The sequence below is a fragment of the Halostagnicola larsenii XH-48 genome (assembly GCF_000517625.1).
GTDB classification, from domain to species: Archaea; Halobacteriota; Halobacteria; order Halobacteriales; family Natrialbaceae; genus Halostagnicola; species Halostagnicola larsenii.
On sequence record NZ_CP007055.1, the window covers coordinates 2,708,345 to 2,724,177 of the forward strand.

At 61.5% G+C, this 15,833-nt stretch carries 14 protein-coding genes; 6 read left to right on the forward strand and 8 right to left on the reverse strand.

Translation table 11 applies throughout. The features are described 5' to 3' along the window. Positions 1 to 204 precede the first annotated feature (204 nt). The 4 genes from HALLA_RS13655 (at position 205) to HALLA_RS13670 (ending at position 3,631) form a co-directional block, all read left to right on the forward strand. The gene (locus HALLA_RS13655) at positions 205 to 843 is read left to right on the forward strand and encodes an Era-like GTP-binding protein (protein ID WP_049953877.1); all 639 of its coding nucleotides are present in this window, start codon (positions 205 to 207) and stop codon (positions 841 to 843) included. Positions 844 to 849: 6 nt separating this feature from the next. Beyond that, positions 850 to 1,260, forward strand: coding sequence for a DUF2073 domain-containing protein (locus HALLA_RS13660; RefSeq protein ID WP_049953878.1), 411 nt, complete (start codon positions 850 to 852; stop codon positions 1,258 to 1,260). Continuing rightward, positions 1,260 to 2,447 (forward strand): OapC/ArvC family zinc-ribbon domain-containing protein, encoded by a 1,188-nt coding sequence (locus HALLA_RS13665; protein WP_049953879.1) that lies wholly within the window; start codon positions 1,260 to 1,262, stop codon positions 2,445 to 2,447. The genes HALLA_RS13660 and HALLA_RS13665 overlap by 1 nt, the downstream gene beginning before the upstream one ends. Positions 2,448 to 2,842: 395 nt before the next feature. Then, a complete protein-coding gene (locus HALLA_RS13670) occupies positions 2,843 to 3,631 on the forward strand; it encodes a DUF7089 family protein (RefSeq protein WP_049953880.1) in 789 nt (262 codons plus the stop codon). Positions 3,632 to 3,786: 155 nt separating this feature from the next. Here HALLA_RS13670 and HALLA_RS13675 read toward each other — a convergent pair whose 3' ends face one another. Then, a complete protein-coding gene (locus HALLA_RS13675) occupies positions 3,787 to 4,365 on the reverse strand; it encodes a DUF7090 family protein (RefSeq protein WP_049953881.1) in 579 nt (192 codons plus the stop codon). 411 nt (positions 4,366 to 4,776) lie between these two features. Here HALLA_RS13675 and HALLA_RS13680 point away from each other — a divergent pair, with 411 nt between their 5' ends. After that, a complete protein-coding gene (locus HALLA_RS13680; RefSeq protein ID WP_049953882.1) occupies positions 4,777 to 5,457 on the forward strand; it encodes a class I SAM-dependent methyltransferase in 681 nt (226 codons plus the stop codon). A 293-nt stretch (positions 5,458 to 5,750) separates the two neighbouring features. On the opposite strand, the gene HALLA_RS13685 is transcribed toward HALLA_RS13680, so the two are convergent. Together HALLA_RS13685 and HALLA_RS13690 are read right to left on the reverse strand one after the other, a co-directional pair. Next, positions 5,751 to 6,329 (reverse strand): DUF1684 domain-containing protein, encoded by a 579-nt coding sequence (locus tag HALLA_RS13685; protein WP_049953883.1) that lies wholly within the window; start codon positions 6,327 to 6,329, stop codon positions 5,751 to 5,753. 112 nt (positions 6,330 to 6,441) lie between these two features. Next, a complete protein-coding gene (locus tag HALLA_RS13690; RefSeq protein WP_049953884.1) occupies positions 6,442 to 6,681 on the reverse strand; it encodes a DUF7127 family protein in 240 nt (79 codons plus the stop codon). Positions 6,682 to 6,920: 239 nt separating this feature from the next. On the opposite strand from HALLA_RS13690, the gene HALLA_RS13695 reads away from it, so the two are divergent. After that, the gene (locus HALLA_RS13695; RefSeq protein ID WP_049954132.1) at positions 6,921 to 9,296 is read left to right on the forward strand and encodes an ATP-dependent DNA helicase; all 2,376 of its coding nucleotides are present in this window, start codon (positions 6,921 to 6,923) and stop codon (positions 9,294 to 9,296) included. Positions 9,297 to 9,387: 91 nt separating this feature from the next. Here HALLA_RS13695 and HALLA_RS13700 read toward each other — a convergent pair whose 3' ends face one another. The 5 genes from HALLA_RS13700 to HALLA_RS13720 form a co-directional block, all read right to left on the reverse strand. Then, positions 9,388 to 10,746 (reverse strand): MFS transporter, encoded by a 1,359-nt coding sequence (locus HALLA_RS13700; protein WP_049953885.1) that lies wholly within the window; start codon positions 10,744 to 10,746, stop codon positions 9,388 to 9,390. Positions 10,747 to 10,875: 129 nt separating this feature from the next. Continuing rightward, entirely contained in the window at positions 10,876 to 11,187 is a 312-nt protein-coding gene (locus tag HALLA_RS13705; protein WP_049953886.1) for a DUF7521 family protein, read from the reverse strand. 384 nt (positions 11,188 to 11,571) lie between these two features. Next, the gene (locus HALLA_RS13710) at positions 11,572 to 12,672 is read right to left on the reverse strand and encodes an ABC transporter ATP-binding protein (protein ID WP_049953887.1); all 1,101 of its coding nucleotides are present in this window, start codon (positions 12,670 to 12,672) and stop codon (positions 11,572 to 11,574) included. Continuing rightward, entirely contained in the window at positions 12,669 to 14,579 is a 1,911-nt protein-coding gene (locus tag HALLA_RS13715) for an ABC transporter permease (protein ID WP_049954133.1), read from the reverse strand. The genes HALLA_RS13710 and HALLA_RS13715 overlap by 4 nt, the downstream gene beginning before the upstream one ends. Before the next feature lie 87 nt (positions 14,580 to 14,666). After that, the gene (locus HALLA_RS13720; protein WP_049953888.1) at positions 14,667 to 15,758 is read right to left on the reverse strand and encodes a thiamine ABC transporter substrate-binding protein; all 1,092 of its coding nucleotides are present in this window, start codon (positions 15,756 to 15,758) and stop codon (positions 14,667 to 14,669) included. Positions 15,759 to 15,833 lie beyond the last annotated feature (75 nt).

The window sequence follows — 15,833 nt, forward strand, 5'->3', positions numbered from 1 at the left end:
TTAGGATGTCGATCAAGAAATTCTCCTTCGTGTGGACTTATCCGGACACTCTCCTTTCGTCTGTTTTCCGGTCCCGCATCCAACAGTATCGCAGATCGTTACTCTCCTTGTTGTTGGATATTCAATACGTCTGACGTAGGCTTAAGTGAGTTCAGTTCCGTAGTACGCGCAGATGCACCCATATGGTGCTGGAGGCCCCCTAGGATGGGACTGTTAAAAGGACTTAAAGATAGTATCTCTCGCGCTACGGATCGGCTGTTTTCCGAACAGGAGCCAAAGCGGATTGGAATCTACGGGCCGCCGAACGCCGGGAAGACGACGTTAGCGAATCGCATTGCTCGAGACTGGACAGGTGACGCAATCGGAACGGAGAGTCACATTCCACACGAAACGCGTCGCGCGCGAAGAAAAGAAGGAGTCGAAATCGAGCGCAACGGCAAATCCGTGACGATCGATATCGTCGACACCCCCGGTGTGACGACCAAGGTCGACTACGAAGAGTTTACCGGGGAGATGGAAGAAGACGACGCGATTCGGCGCTCTCGAGAGGCGACCGAAGGTGTCGCAGAGGCAATGCACTGGCTTCGTGAGGACGTCGATGGCGTCATCTACGTTCTCGATAGCGCCGAAGACCCGATCACACAGGTCAATACGATGCTGATCGGGATCATCGAATCGCGAGACCTCCCAGTGCTCATCTTCGCGAACAAGATCGATCTGGACGACTCGAGTGTCAAGCGCATCGAGGATGCGTTCCCACAGCATAAGACCGTCCCGCTGTCGGCCAAAGAAGGTGACAACATGGACGAAGTGTACGAAAACATCGCGGAGTACTTCGGGTGATCTGAGATGCCCAAAGCAACGAACGCGGACGACGGAGACGGACCGGAGAGCCCCGACGGTGTCCAGATCGATCTCATCAGCGGCGAACGAATGGAAGGGATGGCCAGCATGGAGAAGATCCGGATGATCCTCGACGGCGTCCACGACGGCAATATCGTCATCCTCGAGGAAGGCCTTTCGCCCGACGAGGAGAGTCGCCTCATCGAGGTAACGATGGCCGAAATTAGTCCCGACGAGTTCAACGGGATCGAGATCGAAACCTACCCGAAATCGAGTACGGGAAATTCCTCGATTCTCGGCCGGATTATGGGTAACAACGAGTCGGCAAACAAACTCACCGTTATCGGTCCGGCCAACCAGATCGAAACACTCCACAAGGACGAAACGCTCATCAGCGCGCTCGTCAGCCGTAACTAATGCCCCATCAGTGTACGAACTGCGGCCGAACGTTCCCCGACGGTTCGAAGGAGATGCTCTCTGGTTGTCCCGACTGCGGCGGCAACAAGTTCCAGTTTGCGCCCTCCTCGGCGGCCGATGCGAATTCTCCCACTAATTCGCCGGACAACTCGAGGACCCCGCCCGAGCGACCGACCGGCGAGTCGGCCGACAGCGTCGCTGCTCGAGCGGCTGAATCGGTTCGTGATTTCGTCTCGACTGGATCGGATTCTTCGAGCGGTGAGGCTCGCAGCTCTGATCAACATGGTGGAGAGAGCGCTGAAACCAACGTTTCGGGACAGCAAGCGGTCGACGTTGAGGCCAGTTCGAAAACAGAATCTGGCGACACCTCACAGAAACCAACGGCCGACGAGCCCACCCAGAACGCAACTGACGAGTCCACCCAGAACGCAACCGACGAACCCATCCAGAACACAAAAACGGATGAGACCGCTCGGAACACGGTTTCCGACTGGACGACAGCGAGCGAAAGCGACGATGTTCCGTCCTCGAGCGGGGAGTTTCCAGAGTGGCCCGACTCCGCTCGACCGCCTGAGGACCGATCTACTGCGCCGTCGAAGGATCCATCGACCGCCACTTCTTCGTCTGCGGACGCGTCTGTACCCAGTGGTGTCACCGACGCCACTTCCGCATCCGACTCGTCTGCATCCGACTCGTCTTCTAAGTCGCAGGACCCGCAGGATTCGAGCGGTGACACGGATGAGAATCGGCCCCGCTCAGATGAGTCGACAACAGCGGAGCCGACAACAACGGAGCCGGCACAATCCGAACAGGCCGAACAGACCGAAACGGAACCCATTGAGAGCGAAACGGAACCCATCGAGAGCGAGGATACGGCCCAGGCAAGCGCCAGAAGCGATGTCGTCCAGACCGACGAACTCCCGGATTCTTCGGAGCCGATCGAGGACGCCACCGCGCCGGATCACGGCCGAGTCGTAAGCGAACCGACCGGAGAACAACCGTCGCTCGAGGAGCTTCGTGCTGAGCTCAACGAACAGTTCGAGAGCATCAAAATCCTCAAACCGGGTCAGTACGAGTTGAATCTGATGGAACTGTACAACCGCGAGGAGTACATTATCTCGCTGCAGGAGGACGGCCGATACGTCATCGACGTTCCTGACTCCTGGCGGGATGGCGACGGGGAGTAACTCTGCCCTCTGTTTCAACTCCAACAGCCCATCGATCGATTTCCGTCTATTGGGGTTGCATTTCCGCATCTAACTCCTTTAGGCTGTGGTTCCAGTCGAAATAGAGGGGGTCTGTCGAGACAACATCGTGGTCTGTTGATATAAAACGCTCATCCGCACCTTGTATTCACAACTCGATCAAAAGTCCTCCAACGAGCGTTCCACTCGACGTTTGTTGTCCTTCATGGTCGAACCAGTCATCGAACGGTTCCACCGAATTCACTGGAGAAAGATGGATTTAAGCAACGTGACCGAGACGATTTTGGTATGAGTACCGCAACCAAGATCGTTCTCACCACGGTCGCCGCATCGGCGTTACTGTCGATCCTGCTCGTCTTCCAGTCAGTCTTCGTCTGATGTTCGAGGATCGTAGCCTCTCGAGCCCGGTAACGGACGCTCGCGCGGAGTACGAACCAACGGCTCTCGTTTTGGACTGCGATCAGGACTTCGAAACGCTTCCGCCGGCACAGGCCGAAGATCTCGGACTCGTCGTCGATTCGCTCGAGCCGGCGACGTATCCCGACTCGTGGCTCCCCGACGATGCTCCGGAACTGCTGCACCGATACGCAGGAACTGACTTTACGATCGGCATGCCGGGTGATGGAAGCATCGCCTGGACCCGACAGACTGATCCGCCGGTCGTTATCGTCAAACCTCGAGTCGAGGGGTCTCCGGACGAGTTTATCGACTTTTTGATCGCGGAAGCGTTCGTCGAACTTTCACTCGACGTTCCAGAGCACTTCCTCGGATTCTTCGAAGCGCAGTACACCGATCTGTCAGCCGCGACACCGCTCGACCCGAATTCGACCTACCAGATCGCAGCGGCGCTGTTCGACGCCTGGACGGGCCTGCAGACTCGAGAAGCGTTCGCACACTGGCACGAGGACCATCCCGAACTCGCTCGAGCGTGGCAGGACGCGGGCTCGAGTCTCGAGCAACGAGTTTCCGAACTCCCGCGGGCGGTCGCACGCGGTGAAACGGATTTTGCCGATGCGACTGAGCTCGCGTGTGCGGCGATCAAACACGCGATCGAGTTGCCGGCACCGTTCGGCGCGCTCGATACGCAGGCCTACCGAGATCACGGCCCCGAGTACGCGATTCAGTGGGTTCGAAAAACGTTCGACGCACTCGAAGACGAGCCGTAGCCGGCACAATCGCTCTTTCTCAGGCTGGAGGAGCTTTCTCAGGCCAGAGGAGGTGTGAAATACGAGAACGACCTTTTGCACGCTCGAAATGGATTTAACGGTCTTTCGCACGTCAGAAGTGGATTCGGACGATCGATTCGATACGTTCGGTCGAATTAGAATTCCGCGGCGACGGTTCCGTCCTCGTCGAGGTCGATCACGCCATCGAAGCGGTCGCGAAACGCGTCGACGATTTCGTCGTCGTGGACCTCTTCGGAGAGATGAAAGAGTCCGATCGCATCGTACTCCTCGAGCAACTCGAGGATCGCTTCGACGGCCTCGAGCGCTGCTTCGTCGTCGGCGTAGTAGGCCAGCTCCGTTACCGAATCGATGCTGACGCGAAGTTTCCCCTCGTGTGCGTCGAGAAACCCGTCGATGTGCTCTAAGATCGCGTCGATATCGTCCGGTGCGCTGACGTAGTGGACGGTATCGCTCGAGCGACGGGAGTGCCCTCGTTCGATGCTCAGCGTGTCGAGGATCTCCGCCGACTCTTCGTCGACGTCGTAGTACTCAAGTTTTTGTCTCGCTTCGCGGGCAGTGGTTCGGGTGGAGACGACGAGAAATTTATCGGTGTCCGTTTTGAAAAACTCCGTATCGATTCGGTCTGTTTCACCCGTGCTCGGATGGAGAAGTAGTATTCCAGTTCCGCCCGGTACCGTCGACGGCGTATCATCGATCTCGAGGGTATACTCCATATTGAGGGTATCAACTTTCGGGATCGACTTAAGCGTGCGGATGTATCGAAACACGGCGACGTAGCGAGTGGTCCGTATCGGTCCTTGTATGGCATTACTGCCGATCTCTGTGTACCGCTATCATTTGACTGGCTTGCCGGTGCTCGAGGCGGTCGATTTCACTGCAGGCGCTCGAGTGCTATGGGAAAAGGACGAGAGGTGGGACAGCTATTGGCTGGTCTCGATCCGATGCCCAGGGATCTCCTCCAACCGAAACCTCTCTACCCTTCTATTTTTAGGGCAGCCTAAAGAATCTGTCGGTCGATTCCTCACGGCGTTCTGGAACGGCACGTCGATACAGGGTGTCGCCGTACCAACTGGCAGGTCGGGTGATGCGAACGCGTTTTGTCTTTCGCTCCGTACTGTCGTCACATGAGCGTTCGCGAGGAGTTCGACGAGTGGGCGACCGATGGCCGCGACAGAGGGATGGAGGAGCGACACTGGCACACTGCAAAGCACGCGCTCGCGAGGATGCCAGTCGAGTCCGGCGATATCGTCCTCGACCTCGGCTGTGGAAGCGGGTACGCCGGCCGTGCGATTCGAGACACCAACGACGCAGGTCGCGTTTACGGACTCGATGGATCGCCCGAGATGGCGTCTAACGCCACGGAGTACACGGACGACCCTCGAGTCGCGTTCGTCGTCGGCGATTTCGGTTCGCTGCCGTTCGAGACGAACTCGATCGATCACGTTTGGTCGATGGAAGCGTTCTATTACGCGGCAGATCCCCACGAAACCCTCGAGGAAATCGCCCGCGTGCTCGCGCCGGGTGGCACGTTCTACTGCGCCGTGAACTATTACGAGGAAAACGTCCACTCACACGAGTGGCAGGAGTTCATCACCGTCGAGATGACCCGCTGGTCTCGCGAGCAGTACCGAGAGGCGTTCCGAAACGCGGGCCTTTCGGTTGCGGCCCAGGACAACATTCCGGACCGCGAAATCACGATCCCGAACGAAGCCGAGTTCCCGATCGACGACTGGGAGAATCGCGAGGCGATGGTCGAACGGTATCGGGAGTACGGCACCCTGCTCACGGTCGGCGTCGCGACCTGATCGCACCGAATCTCGTAAACCGCATCGAACCCCTCGATTTCCACTCGAGCGCGTTGTTATCACCCCGTATCGGCGAGGTACGTATCGTTGTTGTTGTTTCGTTCCACATCCGTTCGACCCGAAATGGTCCTCGTTTCGCGACGAATCCGCATTGTATGCGAGTTCTGGTGCATTGTATGCGAGTTCTGGTGCATTGTATGCGAGTTCTCGAGCCACAAACAATGCCGGAGAGTTCTCGAGCGTCGAAGATCGCTCCCCCTCTCGTTTCCGGTCGAAACTCCTTCGAGAGACGGCTACTGTTCGAATCGCTCGCCCGCTGGAATCGTCACCTCGAGCCAGTTCTCCTCGGGCGGGAGCGGACAGTCGAACGTCTCGCTGTAGGCACAAAACGGCGTGTATGCGAGATTCAGATCCAGAACGAGTTCGTCGCCGTCCTCGAGGTCCTGATCGGGCGCGAGTTCCATATACCGACCGCCGCCGTAGGTCTGCTGTCCCGTCGTCTTGTCCCGGAACGGGATAAAAAGCGGCTCTTCTTCGGGTCGTTCCATCTGGTAGGCCGCTAGTTCGTAGGTACCGTCCGCCAGATCCGGATCGTCGCGCTCGAGGTTGAACGAGAGCGTGACGACCCGAAGATATCGAACCTCTCGCCCCGTCGTCGTATCCATCGTGACGGGCTCTGGGTCGTCGTGGACGGTCGCACTTGCGTGTACGCGATACTCGGCATTCGGCTCGAAATATTCGAGGCCCGAGAAATCCTCGCGTTCTTCGGGCGGGATCGGCGACTGGGGATGGTCGGCGAAGAACTCGTCTTTCTCGGCGCGCTTTTCCTCGAGTTTCACACGCCACGTGTCGACATCGAACGAATCGCTCATAGGATAGGTAGGGGCTACTGACTCGAGTGGGTTATGATTCGGCGACGACCCACGAGATCTTTCTAATCATCGCTGTCGCCGCTATCGTCGGTCGAAACCGACGAACCGGTCGTTACTCGGTGATCGTGAGGATGCCGTTTTTCACCGAGACGTCGCTCGCGTCGGCCGGCAGTTCGAACTCGAACTGCTCGTCGCCGGTGACGACGATCGCCGTGCCGTCGACCACGTCGACCGTGATGTCGCCTGCCCCAACGCCGAAATCGACCGCGATAACCGCGCTGTCGTCGTAGTCGTAGGTCCGAACGGTGGCTCCGTGTCGGTCGACATCTCGAAGTTGTTTTGGGACTCTCATACCATCCCTAGGTGACCGAGACGTGTAAGCCCCACGCTGGCAGTATCACCCTCCGATTTCTCGGTTCACTTGCGCTCACTGTCGGAATTTCTGTAGACTCGTTCGACACGAACGAGCGAGTCTGAGCCAGCGTTCGTCCACCCAGCCGACGACATTTACCGAGGCTAGTGTTTATCCCGGAAGCCGCCCCTATCGAGGTCCGTCAACGATATGGACGACCGACGATGAATACGGACAGCATGAGGAACTGGCGCTCGGTGTTCGGCCACCCCACTCCCTACGACGAGCAGGTCGACGGTATCGAGTCGGCCATCGAAACCGCTCGAGATGGCGGCTATACCGTAATCGAGGGGGCCTGTGGCACCGGCAAGACGATGATCGCGCTCACCGCGGGGATCGAGCTGGTTCGCGATCCCGACAGCGACTTCGAGCGCGTGTTCGTCCTCACGAGCGTCAAACAGCAACTCCACCAGTTCGAAGAAGACCTCGAGACGATCAACGAGAACCTCCCGACCGACTGGAACCCGGTTTCCGGGCTCACCCTCGTCGGAAAGGCAGACGTCTGCCCGTACAACCGCGAGGGGAAGGCGGGAATCGACGACAGTAACGTCTACGACCGATGCGAATCGCTTCGGGACCGGACGCGAGCATTAACCGGCGAGGGCGGGTCCACGACGGCTGGGAATCTCGCCTCGCGCGCACGAAGTCAACAGATCGGGCTCGCCGACAGCGGGTCCCGCGGCGGGTCGGCGAACTTCCTCGAGACCGCCGGCGAAGCGACGCCGTACCCGCCGGACCTGCCCGAGTACGACGACGGCGGGCCAGCCGGGAGCGAAGTCGAGTACTGCCCGTTCTACGCGCAGTACCTCGAGGATCTCCCCGACGAGGGCAGCGACGGCGACGCCGCTGAGGCGGTCCCCTTCGATTTCACCGAAACGGGACTCGTAACGCCCGAGGACCTAGTCGGACTCTCTGCCAGCCGTGGAACCTGTCCGCACTCGGTGATGGGCGCCGTGCTCGGCCACGTCGAGGTCGTCATTGGGAATTACTACCACGCGTTCGATCCCACGACGACGTCGTCGTTTACCGGCGCGCTGCTCGATGACTCCACGTTCGTCGTCTGCGACGAAGCGCACATGCTCGAACCCCGCGTTCGCAATCTCGTGAGCGACGGGGTCGCCGACCGGACGCTTCGAGATGCGGAGACGGAACTCTCGCGCGTGATCCAGCCGGTTCGGCAGGAACGGCAGGGGAGACAGACTGAGGGCGGGTCCAAGACGGCGGACGCCGATCTCGTTCGCGGCGAACTCGCCGATAGCGACGTTTCGTACGATGAGCTCGAGCGGACCCTCGAGTTCGTTCAGGATCTGCGGGGCGAACTCGACCGCCGGGTGGAAGCCCGTCTCGACGCCGAGTACGGAAACTGGAAGGCGGATCTAACCCAGCTCGAGGACGACGAAATCCCGCTTCGAGACCCCGCCAAACCGGCCGAGGACGAACTGAGCGAGTGGGCGTCTCGAGCGGGTTACAGCGACTCGGTGTGGGTTCGCGCGGAGGCGGTCGGTGCGGTCGTCGAACGAATTTTGAACAGCGCGGAGGACGAGGAGCGAACTCGTTCGATGCCCGCCGCCGGCCGTCTCTTCGGCGAGTGGTACCGTCGCGGTCACACCGACTACTTCAGAGAGATCGAACTCGAGCGGACGTGGAACGAGATGGAGCCCCAGGATTCCTGGCGGCGGGCCTACACGGCTCGAATCGCGCTACACAACTGCGTTCCGAGCGACGCGATCGGTTCCCAACTCTCGAAGTTCGGCGGCGGCGTTCTCATGAGCGCGACGCTCGAGCCCATGGACGCGTTCACGGAGGTGACGGGCCTCGAGTACCTCGAACGCGAGGAGGACCGCCCGGTGACCACACGCCAGTACGGCCTGCACTTTCCGGCGGAAAACCGTGAGAGCTTCGCGGTCGCCGCACCGAAGTTCACCTACGAGAACAGGGGCCGGACCGGCGAGGAAACTCCGACGCGCGAAAGTTACGTCGACGCGCTCGAGCGGGTCGCCGAACTGCCGGGGAACGTGCTCGTCGGGATGCCGAGTTACGCCGAGGCCGAGTGGGCGGCGGGCGAACTCGAGGCCCGAATCGAAAAACCCGTCCTGCTCGACGCCTCGAGCAGCGACGACACCACGCAGTCGCTGAAAGACGAGTTCTTCGCGGGTGAGGGGAAGGTGCTGGTGACGAGTCTGCGCGGAACGCTCACCGAGGGCGTCGACTACCGCGGTGACCGATTGTCGGCGGCCGTCGTCTGTGGCGTCCCCATCGTCAACACCTCGAGCCCCCGGACGAAGGCCGTTCGTCGCGCTTACGACGACGAGTTCGGCGACGGGTTCGAGTACGCGTTGACCGTACCAGCCGTGCGGAAGGCCCGACAGGCGGTCGGTCGAGTGGTTCGAAGCCCCGAGGACGTCGGGGTTCGCGTCCTGCTCGACGAACGCTACGCCCGCGACAGCTGGGATTCGGTCCGTTCGTATCTCGCCGCCGACGAGGAGTTCCAGCCGGTGAGCCCCGACATGCTCGAACTCGGTCTCGAGCGGTTTCGGTCGCGACTTGAATCGTAGGTTCCTCGAGCCGTAAGTGCCTCGAGATGCAACTCGAGCCGGTGATTTCTCACCGCATTCGACCAAATCGAAGCTCGAGAACGTCGTCGAATTAGCTCGCCGTGCCGGCCGGAGTGTCCGTCCGTTCGGTTGCGGTCGTGGCGTTTCTCCCAAATCGACGTCCGATAGCGAACAGCGGAACGCCGAGCAGTGCCGTTCCGAGGAGTATTCCCGCGAACATCGTCGGGGTGACGAGCACGATCCCGATCTGCGGGACGAGCGCCAATCCAGCCACTATTGGCCCCAGCGCGGCGATGAACGGGAACAGGAAGCGGGCGGGATGTTTCGCGCCGGCGAGCACGCCGAACGGAAGAAAAATCAGCGGGCCGGCGAAGAACACGAGGTTCGCGCTCAGTGGCGCACCGACGACAAGTGCACCCGTCCACGCGAGGGCCGCGACGGCCGCGATTCTCGAGACGTTCCTGTCGGTGTTCACGTTCACGAAGTCCGTGAGTATCGCAGCGACGGCCGTCAGGAACGTCTGCGGCGCGAGGGCGATACCGATGATTGCGAATATAATCCAGAAATCGCCAGCGGTGACAGCCGCGAGGACGGCGAACGCAGCGTAGAGGCCGGCACCGACGCCGAGCCATCGCGTGATCGTTCGCCCTCGAGAAAACGTTCGTGGAAGCCGGTTGCCGGCCAGAAGCAATCCGGCCGCGACGAGACCGAGGAGTCCCGTCGGAAGCGCTGCGAACTCGCGCAGGTCCGACTCGATCAGTCCGAACGAGTGGGCCTCGAGCGCGCCGCTCGTGGCCGCCTTCGAGACGAGACCGTCGTCGGGGGCGAACGCGACGGTCGCATCGCGACCGAGTTCGGGGCCGTCGTATTGCTGATCGGTATCGGACGTCCAGGTCGCTTGATTCTCGGTGCTCGTCCCCCCGGGCGGCGCGTGCGTAACCGTCGTTCCAGATGGTCCCGTGATCGTGAGCGTGTCCGCGTTGACGTACACGTCAGTCGTCGGCGGGGACTGGGTGAACTCGTCGAACACGATCACGCCGCCGGGGTACTGGTGGGTGGCGTCGTCGACGGCGAACGTGACCGTGAGGGTGCGGTCCTCGAGCGTCGCCGAGAGGTTTTCGGGTTCGCCTTCGAGTATTCTAGACCGGGAATAGGTCTGAGTGACGGTGCGCTCGAGGGCAGTCTGGTTCTCCTCGAACTGGGTTGCAGCGGTTCGGTTCAGGGTGGCGGTGGCTCGCCACTGGCTGTCCCCGTCGGCAGTGACTCGGATACCCAGGCTGCTCTCATCGACGCTGGCGTTGACACCGTTTTCATCGGCCGTCCACTCGAAGTCGTCTCCACAGACTCCGCAGACGCCTTCCGGCGGCGGCGCTGCCGAACCTGCCGGGACGAACGCGACTACGAGTACGAAGACTGCAGCGAGGACGAAGAGTACGTGTGGAGGACGCATTACCGAAGATATCACACCCACGTGTCAAATAATTATGCAACGGATACTATCGCACATCGAAGAACGTCACGTTGACGACCGTATACCCAGATTGCGGCCGGGATCCACCGCCTGCAGGCGGCGGCGCACTCAACGGATTATCGTCGTCGAACCGGACGCCGAGTCGGTCATCTCCGCGTACAGCGAGTAGAGCAAGATAGCAAACCCGAACGCGGTGAACGAGTTCTGGACGGCGACGCCGAGCGCGACGTTTCCCTCGAGCGAGTGGACGAGGCCGCCGAGGATCGAGCCGACGATGATACAACAAAAGCCGATCGTGACGGCTCGAAGCGCCGGTGCGCCGGTGCGTCTGTACGCGCGAAAGGCCAGCGCCGCCACGGCGCCGCCCATCAGGAGCGTCGCGGTGTTCGCGATTGCGATGATTGGCGTGTATTCGTTCATGTGCTCGAGTCTGCCGAATTTTGGGTTTGTCTGCCGAATCCCGGTTTTATTTGCCGAGGTCCGGGCCCCTCGGCTGCGTTCTGGGCTCGTCGGTCGCGTTCTGTGACCGTCGGTGTGCCAGCACCAAACGGTTTCAAAGAGGCCTACTCGATCAGCGGTCCGTGAAGATCGATTTTGGAGGCGGCCGTCACAGGTGTCGCGCCCGATTACGTATCACGCAATGGCCCCGAATATCGGAGCCACTACGTGGAATCCAACGCGCGACCGGAGACGCGATCGGATTTCGAACCGATGTGGAAACTACTGAATCAGTCACTCTCTTTAGTAATGGGTTCGGTTCTCAGCCTCGAAGAACTGAACCGAATATGTTCGCACTGGCGTCCGCTACGGCGGCGCTTCGACGAACCGGGCGTCCTCGGGAGCGAACCCGACGGTCAGATCGCCATCGGGGACCTCCTCGAGCGCCAAGACGACCGGGGTTCCGTTCCATCGGCCGTGAACGCGGACGACCGGGCCGAGGAATTCGCTGGTTTCGACGGTCACCGGAAATCGGTTGGTCGATGCCGTTCGCGAGAGGTGTTCCGGCCGAATACAGATCGTCACGCGGTCGTCTGACCCGTTCGATCCGCGTCGTCTCGACTCGCCGAGCGTCGACCGACCGTCCTCTCGCTCGAGCAGCGGCAGCCGAAACGTTCGGTCGCCAATCGCCACGCGCGTCTCGTCCGCATTCGACTCGAGCACGCTGGCCTCGAAGACGTTGTTGTCGCCGATGAACTCGGCGACGAACCGACTCGCCGGCCGTCGATAGATCGTCTCCGGCGGACCGACCTGCTCGACCGCGCCGTCGTTCATCACGGCGACGCGGTCGGAGATGGCCAGGGCCTCTTCCTGGTCGTGTGTCACGTAGACGGTCGTGATCTCGAGTCGTTCCTGAATCCGTTTGAGCTGTCGTCGAAGCGACTCCCGAAGCCGGGCGTCGAGCGCGCTCATCGGCTCGTCGAGCAGGAGGACGCTGGGTTCGGGGGCGAGGGCGCGCGCGAGCGCGACGCGTTGTTGCTGGCCGCCCGAGAGCTGTTCCGGTTCCCTCTCGCCCATCCCCTCGAGATCGACCAGTTCGAGCAGCTCCGCGATGCGCTGGTCGCTCGAGGGGCCGCCGTCCGACTCCAGAAACCGGAGGCCGTAGCCGACGTTTTCGGCGACGGTCATGTGCGGAAAGAGCGCGTAACTCTGGAAGACGACGCCGACGTCGCGGTTTTCCGGCTCGGTCCCGGTCGCGGGCTCGCCGTCGAAGGCGACCGTTCCCGCCGTCGGCTCCTCGAAGCCCGCGATCGTCCGGAGCGTCGTCGTCTTTCCGCAGCCCGAGGGCCCGACGAGCGTGAAGAACTCGCCGTCTCGAACGCGAAGATCGATGTCCTCGAGCGCCGCCGTCGCGTCGTCGCTCGAGCCGTACCGTTTGGAGACGGACTCGAGGCGGAGTTCGGTCACCCTTCGAACCTCCCACCGACGCGGTCGATGACGACGAAACTCGAGGCGGTGACCAAGAGTAGGATCGTCCCCATGGCGATTGCGGGGCCGGATCGCCGCCCCAGGTACCGCTCGAGTGCGACTGGCATGGTGTAGGCGTCGGTTCCCCCGGCCAAAATCACCGTCGAAGAGAACTCGCCGATCGAGATGGCGAAGGCGAACGCCGCGCCGGCGACGATCCCGCTCGCGATCAGCGGCAGTTCGATATCGAGGAGGGCGCGGGCTCGGGAGGCACCGAGTGCGCGGGCGGACTCGACCATCGCCGGATCGAGATTCGACAGCAGCGGCGAGACGTTCCGCGTCACGAACGGATAGGCTGCGACGGCGTGTGCGACGACGATGGCGACCGCGCCGGTCACTTCCAACCGCCAGCCGTAGGGCAGCGAGATTCCGAAGACGAGCCCCTGCAAGAGCCCGATTCCGACGACGACGCCGCTGACAGCGAGTGGCACCATCGCGAGGGTTTCGATAACCGTTCCGGTCCGCCCGGCTCGAGCGGTGAGCACGCTCACGACGACGCCCATCGGAACGGCGAGGAAGAGCGTCCCGACGCCGAACAGCAGCGAGTTTCGAATCGCCGGATACGGCCGCGTCTGGAAGGCCGCCCCGTCTAGCTGTCGCTCGAGCAGGAACGAAAAGTGTCCGAGCGTGAATCCGCCGGCGTCGGTGACGCTCCCGACGACGAGACTCGCCATCGGGCCGACGAAGACGACGAGCGCGAGGAACCCGTAACAGATAATTGCGAGTCGCCGCGGCGACAGCGCGGTTCGAACGTCGGGAAAGAGTCGCTCTCGAGCGGTCGTCGCGTCGGCTCGGGCGAGTCCGGACTGGGCGGACTCGTATCGGAGGTATACGTAGGTGAGCGAGAGCGAGAGGACCGTCTCGAGCAGTGCCAGCGCCGCGGCCTCGGCGTAGTCCAGTTGCCGCATACGGTCGTAGATCCAGACTTCGACTGTCGCCAGCTCGAGCCCGCCCAGCGCGAGGACGATGGGGAAGGTCATGAACGTGAAGATGAACGTCAGCAGCGCGCCGGTCAATATCGCGGGAAGCAACTGCGGGACGACGACGTCGAGAAACGCGCGGCGTCGACTCGCACCCAGGCTGCGTGCGGTTTCGACGGTTCGCGTGTCGACGGACTCCCAGGCGGCGACAGTGATCCTGGCGATCAGCGGCGCGTTGTAGAACGCGTGGGCCAGGATAACGATCGCGAGCGGACTGAACTGCATGAACGAAACCGGGCCGAGGCCGGCCAGCCCGAGCAAGGAGTTGAGCGTCCCCGCCTGCCCGAACATGGCGTAGAATCCGACCGCGACCAGAATCCCGGGGAGGACGAACGGGAGGATCGTCAGCGACCGAATCGTCCGCCGGCCGCGAAACTCGTAGTTCGCGAGCACGGACGCCGCCGGCAGCCCGAGCGCGAGACTCGCGATCGTCGAGAGCACCGCCTGATAGGCGGTAAATCCGAAGAGCCCTCCCCGAACACCCGGCGTCTGAATCGACAGCCAGGGCAGTGGAACGTCGAGTCCCGGAATCGGCGTCACGACCGTCAGCGAGATAGAAACCGCGCCGATCCAGCCCGCGAGCGCGCCGAGGTGGCTCCCGATTGCGAGCGGGTTCTCGAACACCCCTGCCAGCGATCCGACGTAGAACGGATCGCTGAGGACCGCACGAACGGGCTCGAGCGTCGGTACTCCGTCGATGAACGCCGCGTTCGCGAAGACGATGCCGATCGGAAAATACAACATGACGACGAGCACGCCCGCGGTCACCAGCGCCGTTAGATGCAGGGCGTGGCGCTCGAGCCAGCTACCGCTCTCGTTGGTCCGGAGAAACGTACTTCCTCGGAGAAACTCACTATCCCGGAACAATTCGCTGTCTGGGAGATACCGGCGGATCGAGTAGCGTCCGAACCAGTCTCGATCGCCGTCGGCGTCGTCGCTTCGTGTCACGATGCGTTACTGAGCGATTGCCTGTCCCCACTCGTCGATCCAGTCGGTGAGGTTCCCCTCGAGTTCGTCGTAGGTGAACGTGACCGATTCCTCGGGTTCGAGGGCGTGGTCGTAGAAGTCCTCGTCTAGATCGACGTGTTCGTCCGCGACCGCCGGGAACTGGACGTTTTTCTCTGCGATCGCCGCCTGAGCCTCGCTCGTGAGCACGAAGTCCATGAAGTCGTGTGCGAGGTCGGCGTTTTCGCTGTCGGCGAAGACGGCCATCCCCTCGTGATTTTCGTACCCCTTGCCGTCGAGAAACGCGACCTGATGGCGCGTGAGGTCGCCGCCCGCGTAAAAGACCTGATCGGTCGAGTAGGAGACGATGACCGACCGTTCCTCGTTGTCGTAGGGACCGTAGTACGTGTCCGTCCAGCTATCGCCGATCAAGGTGTCGTTTTCCTGGAGGCCCTTCCAGTACTCGAGGTAGCCGTCCTCGCCGTACTCGTCGATCGTCCAGAGCAGAAAGGCCCGTCCCGGATCGGAATCCTGGGCGTTCTGGACGACGAACTCGTTTTCGTACTCGCTGTCGAGCAGCCCCTCGAGCGTTTCGGGCGTCTCGACGGCGCTCTCGTCGTAGACGAGGCTAATGTATCCCGTGTCGTAGGGTACCACCCGATCGTCCGGGTCGCCGAAGTCGATGTCGTCTCGAACACGGTCGATATTCTCGAGTTGCTCTCGATCGACCGAGGCGAACAGTTCCCCGTCGTATGCTCCGTCGATGCGGACCAGATCATCGACGTTGAGTCCCAGATAGATGTCCGGCCCGATTTCGGTGCCCTGTTGAGCATTCCGAACGTAGCGATTGATCCCGTTTTCGGGGACCGTCCACTTGATCTCGGCGTCGGGATACTTCTCCTCGAACGCCTCTTTGAGCCACTCGGCCGGCGACGTCACGTCTTCGAAGTTTCCCTCGACGAAGGACGTGTAGGTCGCGATCTCGAGCGGCCCGTCGCCGTTTCCGTCTCCATCCCCGTCGTTTTCGCGGGTTAGACACCCGGCTAATCCCACAGTAGCGGCCCCCATCCCAGCCGCGCGCACGAACGATCGTCGGTGCATTACTGGGTTGTTACACTGGGTGGTCTTAAGCGTCGTGATCGATCGTTTTGCGGTCAGAATGGCAGTACCGGGGGA